The 22,638-nt window shown below is 64.1% G+C and carries 20 protein-coding genes; 11 read left to right on the top strand and 9 right to left on the bottom strand.

The features are described from left to right. Window positions 1–25: 25 nt before the first annotated feature. Window positions 26–760, top strand: a complete 735-nt coding sequence (locus ACZ9GA_RS08515) for a hypothetical protein (RefSeq protein ID WP_457363103.1) — start codon at window positions 26–28, stop codon at window positions 758–760. An 87-nt stretch (window positions 761–847) separates the two neighbouring features. Next, window positions 848–1,207 carry a YciI family protein gene (locus ACZ9GA_RS08520; RefSeq protein ID WP_457363102.1) on the top strand — a complete coding sequence of 120 codons (360 nt, stop codon included), beginning with the start codon at window positions 848–850 and terminating at the stop codon, window positions 1,205–1,207. A gap of 181 nt (window positions 1,208–1,388) precedes the next feature. On the opposite strand, the gene ACZ9GA_RS08525 is transcribed toward ACZ9GA_RS08520, so the two are convergent. The 4 genes from ACZ9GA_RS08525 to ACZ9GA_RS08540 all read right to left on the bottom strand — a co-directional run bounded on the left by ACZ9GA_RS08525 (window position 1,389) and on the right by ACZ9GA_RS08540 (window position 4,421). Continuing rightward, a complete protein-coding gene (locus tag ACZ9GA_RS08525; protein WP_457363101.1) occupies window positions 1,389–1,775 on the bottom strand; it encodes an ester cyclase in 387 nt (128 codons plus the stop codon). Then, window positions 1,772–2,482, bottom strand: a complete 711-nt coding sequence (locus tag ACZ9GA_RS08530; RefSeq protein ID WP_457363100.1) for a hypothetical protein — start codon at window positions 2,480–2,482, stop codon at window positions 1,772–1,774. Before ACZ9GA_RS08530 ends, ACZ9GA_RS08525 begins: the two co-directional genes overlap by 4 nt. Window positions 2,483–2,630: 148 nt before the next feature. Beyond that, on the bottom strand, window positions 2,631–3,101 hold the full coding sequence (locus ACZ9GA_RS08535) for a hemerythrin domain-containing protein (protein WP_457363099.1): 471 nt from the start codon (window positions 3,099–3,101) through the stop codon (window positions 2,631–2,633). 204 nt (window positions 3,102–3,305) lie between these two features. Continuing rightward, window positions 3,306–4,421 carry an MBL fold metallo-hydrolase gene (locus ACZ9GA_RS08540; RefSeq protein ID WP_457363098.1) on the bottom strand — a complete coding sequence of 372 codons (1,116 nt, stop codon included), beginning with the start codon at window positions 4,419–4,421 and terminating at the stop codon, window positions 3,306–3,308. Between the two features lie 263 nt (window positions 4,422–4,684). Here ACZ9GA_RS08540 and ACZ9GA_RS08545 point away from each other — a divergent pair, with 263 nt between their 5' ends. Together ACZ9GA_RS08545 and ACZ9GA_RS08550 are read left to right on the top strand one after the other, a co-directional pair. Next, window positions 4,685–7,705 (top strand): PAS domain S-box protein, encoded by a 3,021-nt coding sequence (locus tag ACZ9GA_RS08545; RefSeq protein WP_457363097.1) that lies wholly within the window; start codon window positions 4,685–4,687, stop codon window positions 7,703–7,705. A 113-nt stretch (window positions 7,706–7,818) separates the two neighbouring features. Further along, window positions 7,819–8,592, top strand: a complete 774-nt coding sequence (locus ACZ9GA_RS08550) for a ParA family protein (protein WP_457363096.1) — start codon at window positions 7,819–7,821, stop codon at window positions 8,590–8,592. A gap of 408 nt (window positions 8,593–9,000) precedes the next feature. Here ACZ9GA_RS08550 and ACZ9GA_RS08555 read toward each other — a convergent pair whose 3' ends face one another. The 3 genes from ACZ9GA_RS08555 to ACZ9GA_RS08565 form a co-directional block, all read right to left on the bottom strand. After that, the gene (locus ACZ9GA_RS08555) at window positions 9,001–9,771 is read right to left on the bottom strand and encodes a substrate-binding periplasmic protein (RefSeq protein WP_457363095.1); all 771 of its coding nucleotides are present in this window, start codon (window positions 9,769–9,771) and stop codon (window positions 9,001–9,003) included. Between the two features lie 140 nt (window positions 9,772–9,911). Beyond that, window positions 9,912–11,195: a sugar MFS transporter gene (locus ACZ9GA_RS08560; protein WP_457363094.1), complete on the bottom strand. Its 1,284-nt coding sequence runs from the start codon at window positions 11,193–11,195 to the stop codon at window positions 9,912–9,914. A gap of 512 nt (window positions 11,196–11,707) precedes the next feature. Next, the gene (locus ACZ9GA_RS08565) at window positions 11,708–11,929 is read right to left on the bottom strand and encodes a DUF3077 domain-containing protein (RefSeq protein WP_457363093.1); all 222 of its coding nucleotides are present in this window, start codon (window positions 11,927–11,929) and stop codon (window positions 11,708–11,710) included. Between the two features lie 481 nt (window positions 11,930–12,410). Between ACZ9GA_RS08565 and ACZ9GA_RS08570 the strand changes: the two genes are divergently transcribed. From ACZ9GA_RS08570 to ACZ9GA_RS08580, 3 genes are read left to right on the top strand one after another with little or no spacing between them, the layout of a single operon-like run. Continuing rightward, window positions 12,411–12,938, top strand: a complete 528-nt coding sequence (locus tag ACZ9GA_RS08570; RefSeq protein ID WP_457363092.1) for a DUF3833 domain-containing protein — start codon at window positions 12,411–12,413, stop codon at window positions 12,936–12,938. Between the two features lie 8 nt (window positions 12,939–12,946). Next, a complete protein-coding gene (locus ACZ9GA_RS08575) occupies window positions 12,947–14,473 on the top strand; it encodes a cryptochrome/photolyase family protein (protein WP_457363771.1) in 1,527 nt (508 codons plus the stop codon). Beyond that, window positions 14,470–14,622: a DUF2256 domain-containing protein gene (locus ACZ9GA_RS08580; RefSeq protein WP_457363091.1), complete on the top strand. Its 153-nt coding sequence runs from the start codon at window positions 14,470–14,472 to the stop codon at window positions 14,620–14,622. The genes ACZ9GA_RS08575 and ACZ9GA_RS08580 overlap by 4 nt, the downstream gene beginning before the upstream one ends. 121 nt (window positions 14,623–14,743) lie before the next feature. On the opposite strand, the gene ACZ9GA_RS08585 is transcribed toward ACZ9GA_RS08580, so the two are convergent. Further along, complete coding sequence (locus ACZ9GA_RS08585; RefSeq protein ID WP_457363090.1) at window positions 14,744–16,318, bottom strand: EAL domain-containing protein; 1,575 nt, start codon at window positions 16,316–16,318, stop codon at window positions 14,744–14,746. Window positions 16,319–16,521: 203 nt separating this feature from the next. Next, the gene (locus tag ACZ9GA_RS08590; protein ID WP_457363089.1) at window positions 16,522–17,166 is read right to left on the bottom strand and encodes a TetR/AcrR family transcriptional regulator; all 645 of its coding nucleotides are present in this window, start codon (window positions 17,164–17,166) and stop codon (window positions 16,522–16,524) included. 214 nt (window positions 17,167–17,380) lie between these two features. Between ACZ9GA_RS08590 and ACZ9GA_RS08595 the strand changes: the two genes are divergently transcribed. From ACZ9GA_RS08595 to ACZ9GA_RS08610, 4 genes are all read left to right on the top strand, one after another. Further along, window positions 17,381–18,499: an FAD-dependent monooxygenase gene (locus tag ACZ9GA_RS08595; protein WP_457363088.1), complete on the top strand. Its 1,119-nt coding sequence runs from the start codon at window positions 17,381–17,383 to the stop codon at window positions 18,497–18,499. 36 nt (window positions 18,500–18,535) lie between these two features. Further along, window positions 18,536–19,843, top strand: a complete 1,308-nt coding sequence (locus ACZ9GA_RS08600; protein ID WP_457363087.1) for a Rieske 2Fe-2S domain-containing protein — start codon at window positions 18,536–18,538, stop codon at window positions 19,841–19,843. 225 nt (window positions 19,844–20,068) lie between these two features. Beyond that, window positions 20,069–21,040, top strand: a complete 972-nt coding sequence (locus ACZ9GA_RS08605) for an ABC transporter substrate-binding protein (protein WP_457363086.1) — start codon at window positions 20,069–20,071, stop codon at window positions 21,038–21,040. A 96-nt stretch (window positions 21,041–21,136) separates the two neighbouring features. Then, the gene (locus tag ACZ9GA_RS08610) at window positions 21,137–22,477 is read left to right on the top strand and encodes an OprD family porin (RefSeq protein ID WP_457363085.1); all 1,341 of its coding nucleotides are present in this window, start codon (window positions 21,137–21,139) and stop codon (window positions 22,475–22,477) included. The last annotated feature ends 161 nt before the right edge of the window (window positions 22,478–22,638 follow it).

Here is a 22,638-nt window from a genome sequence, read left to right on the forward strand (position 1 = left end):
CGTTCACAGAACATGGAGGCGCAGGATGCGCATCAATCTGTTTACCCAGCAGTCAGTCTCGCAACTGGCGGCTTCGACCGCCAACTCGTCCACGACGGTCCTGAGCTCGTCCCTCAAGATCGGCCAGACGGCCAAGGACGCGGTGGTCAACCTCAGTATCGATGCGGTTACGCGCAGTCAGGCCGCAGGCCTCTACAGCCAGTTCTACCCCACCCGTGAAGGGTTCAGCGCCGATGCCCTGGCATTGTCCACGGCATTGCCGCAAAGCACTTCAAGCTCCACTGGCCTGTTTGGCGAAGCACTGGCCCAGGATGCCCGACAACGGTTGGACATTGCCTACGCCTATATGGCCGCCAGTGGCTCGCCGTATGACCCCGCAAGCAAGGATGGCGTGGACACCAACAGCCTGTTCGGCAGCCTGGACCGCCGCTCGCTGTTGGCCGTGGCGCAGAACGAGACGGGTCTTTTTACCGACGAAGAACAGTCCCACGCCAAGTCACTCATGGACAAACAGCGCAGTAATGCGTCCGGCCTTTACTCGGGGCCGGACAGCGTTGTGGCTTATTACAAGCCGCTGGATGACTACAAGCAGATCCAGATCCTGGCCGCCGGGTTTCTGGACAATGTCAGCGACGAAGAAAAGGCTACGTCCGAGTGGCAGATGCAGCGCAACAGGGCGGCTGGCTTTGCGCCGGTCAAGGTGCAAAACACCCTGGACGAGACCATGGCCAAGCTGATGGTGGCCATGGGGATTCGTTGACGCACCCTGCCGGCGCTGCCGCTCGGCGGCAGTGGCGGCGCGCGCCTGAATCTGCACTACGATATCAAGACCGCGAGGAGGTGAATCATGCGCGTAATGGTATTGGTCAAAGCCACAGAAGACAGCGAGCAGGGCACCTTGCCCAGTCACGAATTGCTGGAAGCCATGGGCAAGTTCAATGAGGAACTGGCGAGCGCCGGGATCCTGCGGGCTGCCGATGGTCTGAAGCCGTCCAGCGCCGGTAAGCGTATTGCCTTTGATGGCGCGGGGCGTTCGGTCAGTGAGGGGCCGTTTGCACAAACGTCGGAGTTGGTGGCCGGTTTCTGGATTTGGGAGGTGGAGGATTTGGACGAAGCGGTCGCCTGGGCCAAACGCTGTCCCAACCCGATGCCTGGGCCCAGTGAACTGGAGATCCGGCCGTTGTATGAGATGGCGGATTTCGAGTAACGCCACAGAGCCTGAAGGACATCTGCCGTGAGGCGGTTTGCAGTGTGGGAGATTCCAGGGTGCTGAGCAACCTGTGGGAGCGGGTTCTACCCGCGAAAAGAACACCGCGAAGTATCTGAAACACCATGGCGCTCTCTTCGCGGGCAGAGCCCGCTCCCACAGTGTGAACCGCGGAGGGGAGCTAGAGCTGCGCTTGTATCGCCGCCTTGTCGATGACCGACCGCACCTCGACGATGCGCCCCGCCTGCCAGCGGTAAAACACATGTTCGCGGAAGGTCACCGTGCGCCCGTTCACGTCCAGGCCCATGAAGCGTGCGCGCGGGGTGCAGGTGAACACCAGGCGGCTGGCGACCAGGGGCGCTTCGCACACCAGCCACTCGACGATGAAGCGCAGGTCGGGGATGTCGCGGTAATCCTGTTCCAGCATGGCGCGGTAGCCCGCCACGCCCAGGGGACGACCGTTGTGGGTGACGCTGTCGTCGACGAAGTCGCCCAGACGGGGCCAGTCCTGCCGGTTCAGGCAATCCAGATAGGCGCGGTAGGCGCTGGCCAGGTCGTCAGCGGTCATGACTGCGCAGCGTCTCGCGAAGCCATCAGCGCGATTTCCATTTCCGGCGTCATGCGTTCACCTTTGGCGTACAGCTGGCTGAAGAACATCCCCTGCACATATTCCTTGGTGGGCACCGGCCCCTTGGGCGTGAACAGGGCGGCCAGGTCGATGGTCTTGCCGAAGTTGTCCTTGGTCAGGCTGTAGCCGCCCAGCCCCGCTTCGCTCAAGGGGCCGCTGGCTTCCACCACGTCGATAGAGGTGTCGCGGAAGGCGGTGGCGGCATCCACCAGGTCGCCGTTGGCGTTGAGCAGGCTGTTGAGGCGGGCGAGGTCCTGGGTGCTCAGTTGGCCGCTGGTATTGGACGCCTTGAGGGTGCCGTCGGCCTGCACGCTGAAGCCGAATTTCTTGCCCGCCAGGTCCGGTGGCAGGGAAGATGTCAGGCTTTGGAAGGCGACCTTCAGGGTATCCAGCGCCACTTTCTGCGCGGCTGCCTTCTGCGGGTAATCGGCGGCTTGCGGGCGGCCGATCCAGGTCTCTACCGCTTCCATTGTTGCGCCCAGGTGCTGCGCCTCTTCACTGGGATGATAGATTGCAGCGGGACCTGCGGCGGCGGCCTGCAGTGTCTGCACGGTCTCACTGCTCAGTGGCTGGGCGGCCAAGGGCTGGTCGGCGACCGTGAGGGTGGTCGACGGTGCGGGGTAGGTGGAGCTGATCAGAAGGGCCATTGCTACAGTCCATGTATCGTCATTGGTACTTACTGTAGCGGCAAGGATACATAAAGCTTGAGCCGATGATTGTGCCGGGGGCTGGGGGAGCCCTGAACATTTTTCTCAAGGTTCAGGGCCGGTGCAGCCTGGCGGCAGCGGCTACAGGTCAGGCGGCGTTGCCGTGCAGTCCCTTTTTCCAGGCGGCTTTCGCGGCTTCCATCTGACTGCCGATTTCTTCCAGTTGCGCGTTGCCCAGCAACTTCCGTGCTTGGGGAAACATCTCGGTTTCCTCTTCCTCGATGTGGTGCTCAAGCAGTTCCTTGACCACTTTGACCCGGCCGGAAAACTCCGGGGTGCCCGGGTCGGTTTCCTTGAGGTCGGGTAGCACCAGGGAATCGACCGTGCGGTGTTCCTCCTTGGCCTCGTAATACATCACATCCTGCTCCTTGCCGCCGGCGGCCTTGAAGGCGGGGTAGAGGATTTCTTCCTCGAGCTGGGTGTGCAGGGTGATTTCCATTTCCAGTTTGGCCAGCAGGTCGGCGCGTTTTTTCACCCCGCGCTCGGTGGAGTCGTTGAGTTGAGTGAGGATGGCCTTGACGCGTTCGTGGTCAGCTTCAAGCAGGTCGATTGCATTCATGTTCCAGCACCTCTGTCACGGTAAACGGACCGATCTGACTGCCGATCCTGGGATATCCATCAAGAGCGTTGCATGGCCTGTGCCATCGCACGGCAAAAAACAATGGCCTTGTTTTCAATCAGTTGGCGAACCTGCCCCGCCCGTCGACCGTGCACATTGCATGAAGGCGTCTGTAGAGCGATGCAGATAACGGGATGGGGCTCGTCATCCGCAACCACCGGCGCGCAGCTTGACGGTCTGCCCATGGCGCAGGGCGGTGAACGCATCCTCGGCCAGCCCGGCGGCCTGGGTGGCTTGCTGAAGTTTCTTCGGCGGTTCGTCCAGCGGCTCATCGGTCAGCTCGAAGGTGCCCCAGTGAATGCCCACGGCCTTCTTCGCCCCCACGTCCTTGAAAATCTGCACGGCCTGTTGCGGGTCGACGTGTTGCGGGCCCATGAACCATCGCGGGGCGTAGGCGCCGATGGGGATCAGCGCCAGGTCGAAGCAACCGAATGCGCGGCCCAGGCGTTTGGAATCGGCCGAGTAACCGGTGTCGCCGGCAAAATACACCGAGTAGGGCACAGCGGCGCCCGGCACGGTCTTGAGCGCCCAGCCGCCCCACAAGGTGTTGTTGCGGTCGGTGTAGCTGCGCGCCGACCAGTGCGTGGCGGGCACAAACCAGACGTCCAGGCCGGCCACCCGGGTGTGGTCGCTCCAGTCCAGCTCCTCGACATTGTCGATGCCCTTGCCGGCCATCCATGCCTTGATCCCCAGCGGCACCAGGAAGCGCGGCGGGCCACCGGGCTGGCGGTTGAGGGCCTGGACGCTGGCGGTGTCGAGGTGGTCGTAGTGGCTGTGGGAGATCAGCACCACGTCGATGTGCGGCAGGTCGGCCAGGGCCAGGGCGGGCGGGGTCTTGCGCGCGGGGCCGGCGAAGGACACGGGCGAGGCGCGCTCGGAAAAGACCGGGTCGGTGAGTACGTTCAGGCCGTTGATCTGCAGCAGCGCGGTGGCGTGGCCGATCCAGGTCAGGGTGTTCTCGCTACGATTGGCGGCCAGCCACGGCACATCGGGCTGGTCGGTGGGGAAGCGGTAGCCGTTGGCCGGTGGCGGCGGCAAGCGGTTGATGAAGGCATGCCAGCGCCATTTCCACACCGAGCCGCGGGCCAGGGGGCCGTCGATGTTTTCAAAGCGGCCGTCGGTGCGCGAGGCGTGGTGGATGCCGGCATCGGCCAGGCGCTGGGGGGAGGGCTGCAGCACCGGGGAGCCGCCGGTTTCGGCGGCGGCTGCGGCGCACCACAGGGACAGGCCGCACAGCAGGGGGGAGTGTCGGATGGGCACGGGGGATCCTTTTGCGAATGCAGCCTTGACCGACTGTAGATGCACTGGGCGCTCAGGGGTTCCGGGTAATGTGGAGGTCTGTCAGGGCCAGCGCAGCCTGGCGGCAGCGGCTACGGGCGGGTGGCGGTCAATCGTAGCCGCTGCCGCAGGCTGCGCTGGCCAGGCGCCGCGCCGCAAATCTATTGTGTACGCCACCGTTGAGCACTCGCTTCGGCACCGCCGCTTGCGTAAAGTGAGCAGACCACGGCCAACAGTGTCTTCCCATGTCGTACGCAGAAACACCCGCTGACCCCGCCTTCCACTTCCTTTGCGACGGCGGCGAGATGGGCCGGCGCATTCGTCAGTTCCCTTGGGCCGAGTCACCTTTGGGCGCCCCCGACACCTGGCCGCAGGTGCTGCGCTGGGCGGTCAGCGTGTGCCTGAACTCCACCATGCCCAGCGCCATTTACTGGTCCGAACACTTCGTGCTGCTGTACAACGATGCCTGGATTGCGGTGGCGGGCGATCGCCATCCCTGGGCGCTGGGGCGTACCGCCGAGCAGGTATGGCCGGACATCTGGGCGGTGGTGGCAGCGGATTTCGCCAAAGCCTTCGAGCAGGGCCAGGGCGTTGCCGCCTACGAGCAAATGCTGCCCATCAAGCGCGGCGAGACCGTCACCGAGACCTTCTGGAATTACAGCCTTACCCCCTTGCGTGACGAGCGCGGCCAGGTGCTGGGCGTGCTGAATCAGGGTCACGAAGTCACCCACCGGGTGCTGCAAGGGCGTGAGCAGGAGCAGGCCTCGGCGCGCCAGCAGCGCATGTTCGAGCAGGCGCCCGGGTTCATCACCATCGTGGCCGGCAGCGACCACCGCTTCGAATTCGTCAACGACGCCTGCAAGCAACTCTTCGGCGAACGCAATTACCTGGGCCGCTCGATTCGCCATGTGTTCCCGGAGCTTGAAGGGCAGGGCTATTTCGAGGAGCTTGATGCGGTGTACCGCACCGGCCAGCGCTTCGTCGCCAATGCCATGCCCATCGACCTGGTGATGGACGGCCAGCACGTTGCCACGCGCTACCTGAACTTTGTCTACGAGCCTTTGCTGGACAGCCAGGGGCAGGTGACCGGGGTATTCTGCGAAGGCTTCGACGTGACCGAAAGCTACCAGGCCAACACCGCCCTGGCGCGCAGCGAGGAGCGCTTCCGCGCCGCCCTGGACATTGAAACCGTAGGGGCGCTGTTCTTCGACGCCGAAGGGCGCATCCTGGATGCCAACGTCGGTTTCCTCAAGGTCTCGGGCTATACCCTGGATCAGTTGCGTGACGAGGTGGCCTGGCAGGATTTGACCCCGGCGCAGTGGCACGACCTGGCCGTGCAGGCGCTTGAGGAACTGCGCAGCCGCGGCCAGACCAGCCCTTATGAAAAGCAGTACATCCGCCGCGACGGCAGCAGCTGGTGGGGGCTGGCGGCGGTCAAGAGCATGCCCGACGGCACCTTCTTCGAATTCGTGGTGGACATCAGCGACCGGGTGCTCGCCCAGGAAGCCCTGAAGCAGGAGACCCGCACCCTGGGCATCCTGCGCACCCTGAACTCCACCTTTGCCAGCGACCTGAACCTTGAGCGCATCGTGCAAAGCCTGACCGATTCGGGCACCGAGTTGGTGGGGGCGGCGTTTGGTTCCTATTTCCACAACGTGCTGGATGAAACCGGCGAATACCTGAAGCTGTACACCTTGTCCGGTGCGTCACGCGAGGCGTTCGAAAAGCTCGGCCACCCGCGCGCCACGGCGATCTTCACCCCCACCTTCCTCAACGAAGGGGTGGTGCGCTCCGACGACATCCTGGCCGACCCGCGCTACGGCTTGTCCGAGCCCCATCGCGGCATGCCCAAGGGGCACCTGCCGGTGCGCAGCTACCTGGCGATTTCGGTGGTGTCGCGCACTGGCAAGGTGCTGGGCGGCCTGTTCTTCGGCCATCCGCAGCCGGGTCGTTTCACCGAACGCCACGAGCGTCTGATGATGACCCTGGCCGCCAACGCCGCCATTGCCATCGACAACGCACAGCTGTTTTTGCAGGTGCAGCAGGCCAACGAAACCCTGGAGGAGCGCGTCAACCAGCGCACCCAGGAGCTGACCCGCACCCACGAAGCCCTGCGCCAGTCGCAGAAAATGGAAGCCCTGGGGCAGCTCACCGGTGGCATCGCCCATGACTTCAACAACCTGCTGGCGGGCATCCTCGGCAGCGCCGAGCTGCTGGAACGCAAGCTCAAGCAGGCCAACTCCAACGGCGTCGAGAAGCTGATCAGCGCCATCCACGTTTCGGCCAAGCGCGCCGCGGCGCTGACCCAGCGCCTGCTGGCATTCTCCCGGCGCCAGACCCTGGACCCCAAACCCACTGCCATCAATCAGCTGGTGGAAGGCATGGAAGAGCTGATCAGCCGCGCCGTGGGCCCCGCCATCGGCGTGGTGATCACCACCGACCCGGCAGCGGGCGTGGCCAAGATCGACGCGGCGCAACTGGAAAGCTCGCTGCTCAACCTGGCCATCAATTCGCGCGACGCCATGCCCGGCGGCGGCCTGATCACCATCACCACCGAGGTCATCGAGCTGGACGCCTTTGCCGCCAGCCGCGTGGAACTGCCGGCGGGTGATTACGTGGCGGTGACGGTGTCCGATACCGGCACCGGCATTGCCGCAGTGGACCTCAAGCGCATTTTTGACCCGTTCTTCACCACCAAACCCATCGGCCAGGGCACCGGCCTGGGGCTGTCGATGGTGCACGGCTTTGTGCGCCAGTCGGGCGGCCAGGTGGAGGTGATTTCCGAAGAGGGCGAGGGCACGCGGTTCCGCCTGCTGTTGCCGCGCTTCCATGGTCTGTCGATGGCGGAACCGGCCACGGCGCACGCGCCCATGGTGCCGGCCACCCGCGTCGGTGCACCGATTGTGGTGGTGGACGATGAGCCGGCCATCCGCACCCTGGTGGTGGAAACCCTGCGCAACGCCGGCTACGCGGTGCTGGAAGCCGAGGACGGCGCCTCGGCGCTACGGCTGATCGATGGCAGCGAAGCGGTGGAACTGCTGATCACCGACGTTGGCTTGCCCGGTGGCCTCAACGGCCGGCAGGTGGCCGACGCCGCCCGCCAGCGCTTCGCTGACCTGAAAGTGCTGTTCATTACCGGTTATGCCGAAAGCACGGTGCTGGGCGAGGGGTTCATGAGTGGCATCACTGAAGTGGTCACCAAGCCCTTCAGCCTGTCGGCCCTGGAACAGCGGGTGGCGGACATGCTCAAGCGCACCCTGCAGTGACCGTCGGTCCGCTGTCGCACAACTGCAATATGCTCATCCTCACACTGTCATAATTTTGGAATATTGACTGGGTATGCTGGGGGGACTATTTACCAGGGAAGTGGATGTTCTTCATGCGTCGTGCAGTGTTCAATCAGAAAGGGGGCGTGGGCAAATCCAGCATCGCCTGCAACCTCGCCGCCGTCAGTGCTGCCGAAGGGTATCGCACTTTGTTGGTGGACCTGGATGCCCAGGCCAACTCCACCCATTACCTGACTGGCCTGAGTGGCGACGACATCCCGGCCGGCATTGCCGACTTTTTCAAGCAAACGTTATCTTCGGGGCCTGCGGCCAAGAAAAGCCGGGTCAACATCACTGATACGCCCTACGACAACCTGCACCTGGTGACCGCCAGCGCCGAACTGTCGGACTTGCAGCCCAAGCTGGAAGCCAAGTTCAAGATCAACAAACTGCGCCGCCTGCTCAATGACCTGAGCGAGGACTACGAGCGTATCTATATCGACACCCCGCCCGCGTTGAATTTCTATTCGGTGAGCGCGTTGATCGCCGCCGACCGCGTGCTGATCCCGTTCGACTGCGACACCTTCTCGCGCCAGGCGCTGTACAACGTCATCGCCCAGGTGGCCGAACTGCGCGCCGACCACAATGAAGACCTGGTGGTGGAAGGCGTGGTGGTGAACCAGTTCGTCAGCCGCGCCAGCCTGCACCAGCAGATGGTCGATGAGTTGCTGGAAGAGGGTTTGCCGATGCTGCCGGTGTACCTCAACAGCTCGGTGAAAATGCGCGAGTCCCACGAGGCGTGCAAGCCGCTGATTCATTTGCAGCCGGGGCATAAGTTGTCGATGCAGTTTGTGGATTTGCTGACGACGTTGGAGAGGGCGGGCTGAAAAGGCGGACGAGGCGACCTCACAGACATAACTGGCCCGAAACAGATGTAGGAGCCGGGTTTACCCGCGATGCGCCGCGCGGGCGGCGCGCGATCTCAAGACCGCCACAAAAACCCAAGACATGCCCCTTGAAGCCACACCGCCGACCCCGTAGCCGCTGCCGCCAGGCTGCGCTGGCCGGTGTGAACCCTGGAGATTTCCAGTGAGGCATGGGCCCAGCGCAGCCTGGCGGCAGCGGCTACGGTTGGTGGTGGGGCTTGGAGGTGCATGCCTTGAGGGTTTTGGCGGTCTTGAGATCGAGCGCCGCCCGCGCGGCGCTTCCCGAGGTTCCCAGGATGGCCTGCCCCGTCGGTCCCACATCGGTTTCGGGCCAGTTATGTCTGTAAGGTCGCCTCGTCCGCCTTCGATTTATTGCGCAACAGCGCTGCCTTCCTGATCAGGCAGGTAAGCCGCCAGCACCTTCGCCACCGTCCCATCCTCCCTCAACCGCCGCACCGCTTCCGCCAGCCGTTGCACCATCTGCGCATCACAGGCCTTCGAGCACGCCACATATAAATCCGTGCGCATCAGCCCAGGGCTCATCAACAGTGGCTTGCTGGACACCTGTGGCCAGATGGTGCGGGTTTCCGGGATGCCGTTGAACCAGGCGTCCACCCGGCCCAGCAGCAGTAACTGCGCAGGGTTTTCGCCGATCTTCACCGGGTAGATCTGCGACTCGCTGAAGCCTTCCTCACGCAGTTTCTGCTCTTGGGCACTGCCGCGGCCGACGGCGATGCGAGCATAGGTGCGGCGCGCCTGCTCGAAGCTGTCGACGCGCTTGTCCAGGCTGAAGAATGCCCGGTCCATGCTGATCACCGGCGCAACCCAGGTGTAGTGGGTTTCGCGGTCCGGGGTGCGCGACAGGGGGATGATCAGCTGATCCTTGCCCGCGCGCGCGGTCTGCTGCGCTCGGGACCAGGGCAGGGTAATCAGGTGCAGATCGTAACCCGCCAGGGTGGCCGCCTTGAGGGTGATGTCGCCGACGATGCCGTGGCGGCCGTGGTCGTTCGCAAAGGTCAGGGGCGGGGCGTCAGGCAGGTGCAGATCAAGGGTGTGGGCAATGGCGCTGCAAGGCTGGGCGAGGGCCGCGATCAGCCCGGCCGCGCCGATGCGGCGCAATAGGGCGCTCAAATGACTCATGGCAGTGACCCGCTAAACAAAGGCTTTCATGTTCTTGGTTTCAGGCAGCATAGGCAAGAAAACGGCCCTACGCACCCGGGGCGGGTCATGCTTTGGTCGCAGGGTCGGCGCCGCGTGGGGCGGCGCCAGCCTGCACAGGGTCAGGCGTGTTTGGCGGGACGGCGGGTGTACCAGCCGTAGAAGGCGATGGCGGCGTAGCACACCGCAGGTACCAGCAGGGAGAACGACAGGGTGCTGAAGTCGGCGACCAGGCCGGTCAGCGGCGGCACAATGGCGCCGCCGACGATGGCGCAGCAGATCAGGCCAGAGCCTTCGGCCGAGCGGGCGCCCAGCCCTTCACAGGCCAGGGCGAACAGGGTGGGGAACATCACCGAGTTGAACAGGCCCACGGCCAGGATCGACCAGCCGGCTACCGCGCCTTCGCTGTTGGCGGCCAGCAGGATCAGCAGGATCGAGCAGGTGGCCGCGCAGGCCAGGACCTTGCCCGGTGCGAAGCGGCGCAGCAATGCCGCACCAATGAAGCGGCCAACCATGGCCCCGCCCCAGTAGTAGGCCACGTGCTTGCCGGCCAGTTCGGCGCTGAAGCCGAAGGTGTTGTCCTGCATCAGGAAGTTGGTCAGCAGGCTGCCGATGGCCACTTCCGCACCCACGTAGAAGAACAGGCTGGCCGCGCCCAGGGCAAAGCGCGGGCGCTTGAGCAGGCTCAGGGCCTGCAGCGGGTTGCTGGGCGCAGTGTGAATGCCGGCGGGCAGTTGCTTGCGCTGCTGCCACACCACCAGGGCCACGGCCACCAGGGCCAGGGCGATGCCCAGGTAGGTGTGGCTGATGACCTGGGCTTCTTCGGCCAGGAACGCGGTGAGGGCGGCCGGCGACAGGCTGGCGGGGTCCACGGCGTTGAGCGTGCCCAGGATCAGGATCGCGCCCAGGTACGGCGCCACCGTGGTGCCCAGGGAATTGAAGGCGTGGGCGAAGGTGACGCGGCTGTGGGCAGTCTTGGTCGGGCCCAGCAGGTTGATCAGCGGGTTGGCCACCACTTGCACGATGGTCACGCCGATGGCCAGCACGAACAACGCGCCCAGAAACGCGCCGAACAAGCCTACCAGCGCCGCCGGCACAAACAGCAGGCAGCCGGCGGCCATGGTCACCAGGCCAATCACCGCCGCCTGCATGTAACCCACCCGGGCCAGCAGCAGGCCGGCGGGGATGGAGGCAATCACATAGGCCAGGAAGAACGAAGACTGCACCAGCATGGCCTGGGCGTAGGTCAGGCTGAACAGGCTTTTGAGTTTCGGGATCAGCACGTCATTGAGACTGGTGATGCTGCCGAAAATGAAAAACAGGGAAAACACGAAGAAACTCAGTCGCTGAACGTTGCCGGTGGCAAGGGCGTTCGGCTCGGATTTGGCAGTGGCAGTGCCGTGCATGGGGCTGCTCTCGGAATTTATTTATGCTTGAAGGAAAAAAGGCATACGCGTGCAGCGTGTATGCAGTGAACGTGAAACAGCAGATCCGTCAGGGTTGGGCGGCGGATAATACTATTGTGGCGATGAAACTCAACCGCATTGTGCTAGCAGCTGCACTATCGTCCTAAATTCGATCCTGCAAGGCGGCGCCGGAACTGCGTTTTTCGGAAAATTTCCAGTGTAATCAAGGGCCAGCGCAGCCTTTGGCAGCGGCTACAGACGCGGTGGGTACGCTGACTTGTAGCAGCGGCCGCAAGGCCGCGTCACAGGCGCCGCGCAGTTGCTGAACCACCGCGGTGTCCGTGACGCAGCCTTCGGCAGCTGCTACACCACTCTCTGTGGGAGCGGGTTCTACCCGCGAAGAAGGGCGCGCGGATTCCTGACGCATCGCGGTGTGTTTTTCGTGGGCAGAGCCCACTCCCACAAAGACAGTTGCTGCTACAGGGGGGTACGCTTACGTGGCTTTGGCCTGCTCATCCAGCGTCAGGCCAATGTAGCGTCGCGCCGATCAGCTCCCGTTGTGGCAGCCCGCAATCGGACAGTCCATAAGCGGTTTCACCCGCACATTTCAGCAACTGCGAGATATTGACCAGCGCATCCTCCAGCGCGATGCCGCCATTCACGGCAAACAAGGGTCGTTGGTTGATGTCGCAATCGCCGAAAGCGTGTGGCGCGGTGTTGAGAGAGTCGTTCATCAGTCAATCCTGTACAGAATGCATGGAGCCGAACCTATCGCTACCAAACGATGGGTGGCGGCCGTACGCAGGTTGGTAGACCGGTGCACAGGACCCGGCGCACACAAAGGTGCCCTACGCACGGCCACCGTTGAACGGCGCAATGCGCATGTGCATGCCGGGCTACCAAACCCGATCGCCGAGACGGGCGACGGCGGGCAGGTTAGTGCCTGCACAAGACGCTGGGGAGCTTACACGGCAAAATCAGAAGTCTCCTACAAGAAATGCGAAACCTTGTTTGTCAGACGTAACGGCGTGCCGACACGCACCGTAGCCGCTGCCGCGAGGCTGCGCTGGCCCGGGGCCGCGCTGAAGATTTTCAGTGTACTCAGGGGCCAGCGCAGCCTTCGGCAGCGGCTACAGGTGTATAGGTTTTTTAAGAAACCTGTACATAAATGAAATGCTGTACAATTATGGTAAGTATCAACCGCAGGAGAAGACGATGCGCACATGCCTGGCTCTACTGGCCTGCCTGCTGCTGAGCAGTTGCACCAGCGTCAACGTCCAGCACTACGCCAACGAGCGTCCCACCTTGGACCTGGTCGCCTTCTTCTCCAAACCTGTGCAAGCCTGGGGCATGTTCCAGAAGCGCTCCGGCGAGGTCGCCAAGCGGTTTCACGTGACCATCGACAGCCACCGCGAAGGCGAGCGGCTGATTCTGGATGAGCGTTTTGTCTACAGCGACGGCACCCGCCAGCAACGCATCTGGACCCTGACCCCCGACGGCCCCGGCCGCTGGCGTGGCCGTGCGGGCGATGTGGTGGGGGAGGCGGTGGGTGAGGTGGCAGGCAATGCGCTGCACTGGCGGTACCGCTTGGACCTGCCGGTGGATGGCAAGCACTGGGTGATGGACATGGACGACTGGATGTACCAGATGGACGCCGACACCCTGATCAACCGCACGCGCATGAGCAAACTGGGCGTGGATGTGGGTGAGGTGACCCTGTTCTTCCGTCGCCAGTCGCCATGAGTGGCCCACTGCGCCTGGGCCTGGTGCTGGGCGATCAGCTGTCTTTCAACCTTGATCTGCTCCAGGCACTGGACCCCACCCGTGACGCGCTGCTGATGGCGGAGGTGGAGGGCGAGGCGCGCTACGTGCCCCATCACCCGCAAAAGATCGTGCTGATTTTCTCGGCCATGCGCCACTTCGCCCAGGCCCTGCGCGAGCAGGGCTGGACCGTGCACTACGTCACCCTCGATGCGCCTGGCAACACGGGCAGCATCGCCGGTGAACTGCGCCGTTGGCAGGCCGCCCTCGATGCTTGCGAAGTGCATGTCACCGAGTGCGGCGAGTGGCGCCTGGAACAGGCCATGGCTGAATGCGGCCTGCCGTTGATGTGGCACGCCGACCGCCGCTTCTTCTGCTCCCGCCAGGCCTTCGCCCGCTGGGCCGGGGACCGCCCGCAGTTGCGCATGGAGGACTTCTACCGCGGCATGCGCAAGCGCAGCGGCCTGCTGATGGAGGCCGACGGCGGCCCCGTGGGCGGTGCCTGGAATTTCGACCGTGAAAACCGCAAGGCTTTGCCACGGCGGTTGCGCGGGCCGTTCCCCGCGCATTTCACCCTGGATGCCATTAGCCTGGAGGTGATCGAGCTGGTGCGCGCACGTTTCAGCGACCACTACGGCAGCCTCGACGGTTTCGATTACCCGGTCACCCATGCCCAGGCGCAGGCGCTGTGGCAGCACTTTCTGGACTTTGGCCTGGCGGCTTTCGGTGACTTTCAGGACGCCATGGCTGAAGGCGAGCCCTTCCTGTTCCACTCGCGCATCAGCGCGGCGTTGAACATCGGTCTGCTGGACGTGCGGCAACTGTGCGCGGATGTCGACAACGCCTATCGCCAAGGCCGGGTGCCGCTCAATGCGGCCGAGGGCTATATCCGCCAGCTGATCGGCTGGCGCGAGTACGTGCGCGGCATCTACTGGCTGCGCATGCCCGAGTACGCCAACCTCAATGGCCTGGGCAACCAGCGCGCGCTACCCGAGTTTTACTGGACCGCCGACACCGACATGCGCTGCATGGCCCAGGTGATCGGCCAGACCATGACGCTGGGCTATGCCCACCACATTCAGCGGCTGATGGTGACCGGCAACTTCGCCCTGTTGGCGGGAATTGCACCGCCGGAAATTTGCGAGTGGTACCTGGCGGTGTATCTGGACGCATTCGATTGGGTAGAGTTGCCCAACACCTTGGGCATGGTCATGCATGCGGATGGCGGGTTTCTGGGCTCCAAGCCCTATTGCGCCAGTGGCCGCTATATCCAGCGCATGTCCGATCACTGTGGGGCGTGCCGTTACCGGGTGGACCGTGCGGTGGAGGAGGACGCTTGCCCGTTCAATGCCCTGTATTGGCATTTTCTGATGCGTCATCGCCAGACGCTGGGCGACAACCCGCGCCTGGCGCCGGTGTACCTCAACCTCAATGGCTTGCCGGCCGAGCGGCGTGAAGCGTTGTGGCAGCGTGGCGAGCGGTTGCTGGCGCGGCTGGATGCGGGGGAGCGGATATGAAGAAGGCGCATCTGCCGAGCAAGACCTGCGTGGTATGTGGCTTGCCGTTTACCTGGCGCAAGCGCTGGGCGGGGTGCTGGGATGAAGTGCGTTACTGCTCCGAGCGCTGCCGCCGGCACCGCAGTGCTGGGGATAAACTTGACTCCTGAGGCGCTGCTGGCGGCCTCATCGCGAGCAAGCTTTGCTCCCACAGTGTCAAGGCTTACATCGGTGTTTGCAGTGACACTGTGGGAGCAAAGCTTGCTCGCGATGCAGGCGACGCCGTTTCAGCTATGGAATCACCTTGGAGGCTTCGCGTGCCTGCTGCTTGCAGCGATAGATAAACGCCCGCAAATCACTGATCGGCATCGGCTTGCCGAAATACCACCCCTGGGCCATCTGCACCCCGGCCTCGCGCAGCACGTTGCGCTGGTGCTCGGTTTCCACGCCTTCGGCAATCATCTTCAGCCCCAGCGAACGGGCGATCTCGATGATGTGGAACAACAGGGGGCTGCTGGCGCGATCGTTACTGATCTCGTCGACAAACGCCTTGTCGATCTTCAGGTAGTCCAGGTCGTACGTGGACAAGTACGACAGGCTCGAATTGCCGGTACCGAAGTCGTCGATGGCTACCTTGAAGCCCTTGGCACGGATCGACACCAGCACCTCCTTGGCCTTGTCCGGCACCATCAGGCCGCGCTCGGTGGCCTCGATCAGGATGTTGTCCGAGGTGCCACCTGCCGCGCCGATGAGGGTCTGCAGGCGCTGCTCGGTTTCCACGGAGTGCAGGTCTTCGGCGGAAAAGTTGATGGCAATATGGGTGTCGGGGTGGTCCCTGATCAGTTGCACCGAGTCCTCGGCCACCATCTCCATCACCTGGGCGGTGATCTTCTGGATCAGGCCGTTGGCCTCGGCGGCGGGGATAAACACTACCGGGCTGATGAAGCCTTTTTCCGGCTGGTTCCAGCGGATCAAGGCCTCGGCGCCCACGCACTCGCCGGTGCGCAGGTTCATCACCGGCTGGTACAGCAGGAAGAACTCGCGCCGCTTCAGCGCCCGCAGCAGTTGGGCTTTGAACGACAGCCGCTGGCGCACGCCTATATAAAGCCCTGCGCCCAGCATCAGGCCGATCACGCCGCCGGCCAGCAGGTAGCCCGGCAGGTTGGCAAAGACCAATTGCGCCACGCGGCCTTCCGGCATGGCGGCCACCACCGAAGAGTCGTTGTCGGTGGAGGGCTGGATGAACACCAGCATGCCGTCGTCGAAAAACGAGGTGGGTTGCAGGTGGTACTGGCGCAGCCACGCCGGTTTGAACTCGCCGCGGGTGCGCACGATGCTGGCGTCGCTGTTGCGGAAATGGGTGATGGCGATGTCGGTTTGCCCACCGCCGACGTCCAGCACCAGCGAGGGGACGATGATCGCGGCGTAGCCTTCGTGCTCGTTGACCACGAAAGTGTTATCGGGGATGGCGGGCAGTGTCAGGTGGGTCCAGCGCCGGCCGCTGCGCACGGTCACATGGTCGGCAGCACCCAGGTCGATGCCGCCCTGGGGCACAGGGACGGTGGAACACAGCAACTGATTGCCCTGGATATAGGCCAGGCCCTGCAGGTAGCTGCTTTCCAGCAGCAGGCGTTGCATCAGCGCCAGGTGGTCGGGCGAGCAGGGCGCAAGCCCCGCGCTGCGCTGGGCGTTGACGATCTGGTCGACCTGCGCCTGGGTGCTGACAGAGCGGTGGATGACATCGGCGGCCAGACTGCCCAACACCTCGCGCGCCGCGTCACGACCGTGTTGCACGGCCAGGCAGGCAGACAGCACCACCCCTGCGACAAACACCCCGGCGCCGGCCACTGCCGCCAGTTTCCGCATTGTCCTTCTGCGCATGTCCAGAGAGCTCCCCGTGCTGGTGTGAGAGCAAGACTAGACCACTGGCGCCATCCCTGTAGCCGCTGCCGCAGGCTGCGCTGGCCAGCGTGAACCCTGAAGATTTTCAGCGAGGCATAAGGCCAGCGCAGCCTACGGCAGCGGCTACGGCGCACCTGTAGCTGCTGCGGCAGGCAGCGAGGCAGCGGTTATGCGGGGATACCAATACCGCGCAGCAACAACCCCGTCAAAAACCGCGAATACTGCTCCGCCAACACCTCATCACTGCTGCCGGCAAACAACACCCCGAACAGCGGCTGCGCGGTAGCAAAGAAGGTACAAGCCCCCACCAGCGCCACATGCAGCATGCGCGCATCCACCTGGGGCAACCCCGGCGCCGCCGGGCGGGCCTGCAGGATCGCCTCGCTCAAGGCCACGCCGCGCTGGGCAATCAGGTCCAGCACTTCACCGGGCTGCGGGTCATTGCCCTGGTAGATCTCGCGCAGCACCAACTGCACAAAATGCGGGTTCTGCCGCCCGATGTCGATGATCAGGCGAATGCGCCCATACAACATCGCCTCCACGTCCTGACCTTCCGCCAACGCTTGGGCGCCCAGTTGCGTGACGTCCATCAAATGCAGGGTGGCGGCGCGCAGCAGGCCGTCCTTGCCGCCGAAGTAATAGCGGATCAGCGCCGGGTCGACGTTCACCTGGCGGGCAATGTCCTGCAGGGTCAGGTCGGTGGGCGCGATGCTGCGCAGCAACTCCAGGGTGGCGTCGATCAGGCCTTCGCGGCCAATCGCGACCTTTTGCGCCGGGCGTCCGCGCTTTTTCTTTTCGGTTGGTATGTCCATGGAGCGCAATCATACCGTGGGGAAACACCATTTTGGGTAGCGGGGTGACAATTCGCTGCAGGCTGGTGCACGGGCTGTTTCAAGGGTGGATGTTCCGTTAGTGAAACCCATCAACCCATTGATATTCATCGCTTTTAATTTAATTCCTTAAAAAAGGAATTAATGGCATTCAATCTGCATTGGTGCTGTGCATCCACCAGAGGAGAGCACCACCATGAACATTGCCATCATCGGCGCCGGCATCGGCGGCCTGTGCGCGGCCATCGCCCTGCGCGGCGCCGGTCACCAGGTCACGGTCTTCGAACAGGCCCAGGCCTTCATGCGCGTCGGCGCCGACATCAACCTGACCCCCAACGCCGTGCGCGCCCTCGACGGCCTGGGCGTGGGCGCCGCCGTGCGTGAACCGGCCGCCCGGCCCACCCACCGCATCAGCCGCCTGTGGGACAGCGGCGAGGAAACCTCACGCTTGGCCATGGGCGACAGCGCCGAGCAGCAATACGGCGCGCCGCAACTGACCATCCACCGTGCCGACCTGCTGGCCGCACTGGCCAGTGCCTTCCCCCTGGAAAACGTGCAGTTCGCCAAACGCTGCGAAACCATCGAGCAGCACGCAACCGGCGTCACCCTGACCTTCGTCGACGGCACGCAAGCCCAGGCCGACCTGGTGATCGGCGCCGACGGCATCCATTCAGCCGTGCGCGCGGCCATGTTCGGCGCTGAGCAACCACGCTTTACCGGCGTGGTGGCCTACCGCGCCGTGGTGCCGGCCAGCAAGGTGGCCCACGTGCCCGACCTGCAAGCCTTCACCAAATGGTGGGGCCCCAACCCCGAAAGCCAGATCGTCACCTTCCCGCTCAACCGCGGCCGCGACATCTTCATTTTCGCCACCACCGCCCAGGCCACCTGGCACCTGGAAAGCTGGACCACCCGCGGCAGCGTCAGCGAACTGCAAAGCGCCTACGCCGACTTCCACCCCGATGCCGTGGCGCTGCTGCACGCCTGCGACGAAGTGCTGAAAACCGCCCTGTACGAGCGCGACCCGCTGCCCCACTGGACCCAGGGCCGCCTGGCCCTGCTGGGCGACGCCTGCCACCCGATGATGCCGTTCATGGCCCAGGGCGCCGGGCAGGCCATCGAGGACGCCGTGGTGCTGGCCCGTGCGCTGAGCCTGCCCGGCACCGACCTGGGCACCGCGCTCGATACCTACCAGACCGCACGCCTTGCGCGCGCCAGCCAGATCCAGATCGGCTCGCGCGGCAACCAGTGGCTCAAGGCCGGCGGCAACGCCGACTGGGTCTACGGCTACGACGCCTGGAACGTCGCCCTGGCTTGAACCCATAACAACACGATCCCTGATGAGGCACAGCCGATGCTCAGTGAAGAAAAGAACAAGACCCTGACCCAAGTGGGCCCGGGCACGCCCATGGGCGATTACCTGCGCCGCTACTGGCAACCCATCGCCGGCGAAAGCGAGTTCGACGACAAGGCCATCAAGACCCTGACTCTGATGGGCGAGGACCTGGTGCTGTACAAGGACCTGAGCGGCACCTACGGCCTGATGGACCGCCGCTGCCCGCACCGCAACGCTGACATGTCCTACGGCTACGTCGAGCAGACGGGCCTGCGCTGCAGCTACCACGGCTGGCAGTTCGACAAGAGTGGCGGCTGCCTGCACCAGCCCTACGAAGACACCTGCGACCCCAGCGGACGCATGCGCAACAAAACCAAGATCAAGGCCTACCCCGTGGTGGCCAAGGCCGGCCTGCTGTGGGCCTACCTGGGCCCGGCGCCCGCGCCGCAGCTGCCGGACTGGGAGCTGTTCAACTACAAGAACGGCTTCGCCCAGGTGGTCTGCGCCGAGATCCCCTGCAACTGGTTCCAGTGCCAGGAGAACTCCATCGACCCGGTGCATTTCGAGTGGACCCACAACAACTGGACCCTGCGCCAGCAAAGCGACGACGTCGACTACGTGGGCACTCACCTGCAACTGGCCTTCGATGAATTCGAACACGGTTTCGTCTACCGCCGCCTGCGCGAAGGCGAGGCCGCCGACAACGTGATGTGGAACGTGGGCCGCGTCACCCTGTGGCCTAACGGCTTCTACCTGGGCCATCACTTCGAATGGCGCGTGCCCATCGATGACTACCGCACCCTGAGCATTCTCTGGGTATTCAGCCGCGTGCCCAGCGAGCAGGAACCCTACGTGCAGGACAAGATCCCCACCTGGTACGGCCCCATCAAGGACCCGGTCACCGGCCGCTGGATCACCAGCCACGTGGCCAACCAGGACTTCGTGGTGTGGGTGGGGCAGGGCACCGTCACCGACCGTACCCGCGAACACCTGGGGCAGAGTGACCGCGGCATCGTGATGATGCGCCGACGGTTTTTCGAGGAACTGGACGCGTTGCGCGAAGACCCGGCGCATGTGCCCAAGGGGCTGATCCTGGACCCGGAGAAGAACCGCGATGTGTACCTGCCGTCGGCGTGTCGCGATGAGCTGATCGAGGGCTTGCCGCGTGAGCAGTTGGCGGCGCACCCGCTGCTGGGTCCTTACCTGAAGGACTTCTTCGGGCAGGCGGGGCAGCCGGAGCATGTGCGTGCTGCCTATGAAGAGGCGGTGGGGCAGGCCATGCAGGGTGCGAAGTTTTTTGCGGTGCATGGTAGTCGCGATAGGTAGATCGGTGTTGTCTGCTTCCCGAGCTTCGCTCGGTCCCACACCTTTCGCGGCAGTGGTGTCAGTGAGGCAAAGCACACAGCTTTTGGAGGCACTGCAGGTTCAACTGCGTAGCCGCCAAAAGCTAAGAGCTTTGCCCCACTGACACCACTGCCGCGAAAGGTGTGGGACCGAGCGAAGCTCGGGAAAAGGCCCCCACAAATCCCAAAACAACCAAGGTGTCATCCCATGAAACCTCTGATCCGCTGGTGCTTGACCTTGATATTGTTTACCCCGCTGGCCCACGCCGAGCCCCAGGACGTCACCTTCCTGATGCCCGCCCCACCCAACCTGCCAGGCTTCGCCCCCTGGATCATCGCCCAGCAAAAGGGCTACTACGCCCAGCTGGGCCTGCGGGTCAATTGGGTGGCGGCCAAGGGCGGCGTCGACGTGGCCAAGCAGGTCGGCGCCGGCAATGCCCTGTTCGGCGCCGCCAGCGGCGACGTGCCGATCATCGTCCGCGCCAACGGCGTGCCGGTGCGCAACGTGGCCGTACTGGGCACCCATGGCTACACCCTGCTGGCCACCGACGCCGCCCAGCACATCGACAGCCTTGCGCAATTGCGCGGCAAGACGGTGACGGTGATGTCCTACTCCGACTCGCTGTACTACGCCTTGCTGGCCTCGCTGCGCAAGGCCGGCATCGGCAAGGACGAGGTCAACATCCAGGCCGCCGGGCCCGCCGGGGTGTGGCAGTTGCTGGCCGACGGCAAGGCCGATGCCATGGCCGGTTCGCCCGACTGGGTGGTGAATGCCGAGGAGGCCGGGCGCACGCTGCAACTGATCCCCCAGGCGCAGATGTTCGACGGCATGGCGCAGTCGATCCTGGCTTCCGATGACGCCATCGCCAACCACCCTGAACTGGTGCAGAAGATGGTCACCGGCACCCTGATGGGCCTGCGCGACATTCTCCAGGACCCGGCCCAGGCGGCAAAAACCTTCGCCATGGCGGTGCCCGCCTACCAGGGCAAGGAGCAGAAGGTGCAGCAGATCCTGGCGCTGTACACCCGCTACGTGTACGGCCAGCAAGAGCGCCTGGGCGAAATGCAGCCCGAGCGCGTCGCCCAGTCGGTGCGCTTCTTCAGCGACGAGGGCATCGTCAAGCAGGCCTTGCCCGCCGACGACTACTACACCAACCGCTTCATCGGCGCGCTGCCGTAGCGTCAGCCGCTTCAACCTTCAAACCCGATCAATTTCATTCACTGGGCATGCGGTGCCGCCAAGGGGCGCACGGCATGCCACGCAGAGGTGTGGGCGATGACTTTATTCAAGTGGACTGCAGTAGCCGTGGGCATGGGCCTGATCAACGCACCCGCCGTGATGGGCGCCGCCTTTGTCAGCGACCAGGCCGGGGCCAAGGGCTTTGTCGAGGATGCGTCACTGAACCTGTTGCTGCGCAACTACTACTGGAACCGCGACAACCAGAACGGCGCGCCGGACGCCCGTGACTGGACCCAGGGGTTGCAGGGCGTGTTCACCTCCGGCTTCACCCAGGGCACCGTGGGGGTAGGGGTGGACGCCTTCGGCTATATGGGCCTGAAGCTGTGGGCACCGGATGAATACGCGGTGCCCGGTTTTACCTCCGGCAACCTCACCGAAGGCGCCGACGGCCACCCCGACAGCACCTACGGCAAAGCCGGCGCGGCGCTGAAGGTACGGGTGTCGCGTACCTTGCTCAAGGTCGGCGACATGCAGCCCAGCACCAGCCCGGTGTTCGCCGTGGGCGGCAGTCGCCTGACCCCGGTCACCGCCAGCGGCATCCAGTTGATGAGCAGTGAAATCGACAACCTGGACCTGGAAGCCGGGCATTTCTACTCGGCCACCAGCCAAGACCAGACCAACCGCAACGGCAGCCTGTGGGCCGCCTACGCCAACCGCCCGTCCAACGCCATGGACTTCGCCGGCGGCCGCTACGCCCTGGCCGACACCCCATGGAGCTTCGGCCTGTACGGCGGCCGGCTGCAGGACATCTGGGACCAGTACTACAGCAACATCAACTACACCCAGGCGCTATCGGACAGCCAATCGCTGGCCGTGGACTTCAACTACTACTACACCCGCGACCAGGGCGCGGCCAAGGCCGGCACCATCGACAACAATACCTTCTCCATCGCCGCCGGCTACACCTTCGCCTCGGCCCACACCCTGACGCTGAGCTTCCAGAAGGTCAACGGCGACACCCCGTTCGACTATGTGGGCACGGGGGATGACAACAAGCCCGGCGACTCATGCTTCATCGCCAACTCCGTGCAGTACTCGGACTTCAACGGCCCGGGGGAAAAGTCCTGGAAGCTGCAATACGACCTGAACATGGCCGCCTTCGGCGTGCCGGGCCTGACCTTCATGACCCGCTACGTGTACGGCTACAACATCGACGGCACGCACCTGTCGCCCGACAGCGCCTACTTCGGGCTGTACGGCGCCGATGAGCGCCATCATGAAACCAACGTCGAGGCCAAATACGTGATCCAGTCGGGGCCGGCGCGGGACTTGTCCATCAAGGTGCGACAGGCCTGGCATAGCGCCACGGCGGGGCAACTGGATGGGGATGCCAATGAGTTCAGGCTGATTGTCGATTACCCGATATCGGTGTTCTAACCCCCCCGCACGCAAACCCGTAGCCGCTGCCGCCAGGCTGCGCTGGCCGGTGTGAACCTGGGAAATCTCCAGCGATGCACAGGGCCAGCGCAGCCTGGCGGCAGCGGCTACAGGCATGACGCCCGCCCCTGTACTCTGATAGCCTTCACCCCTTGTCCGAA

The sequence above is a fragment of the Pseudomonas sp. TE3644 genome (assembly GCF_056278815.1).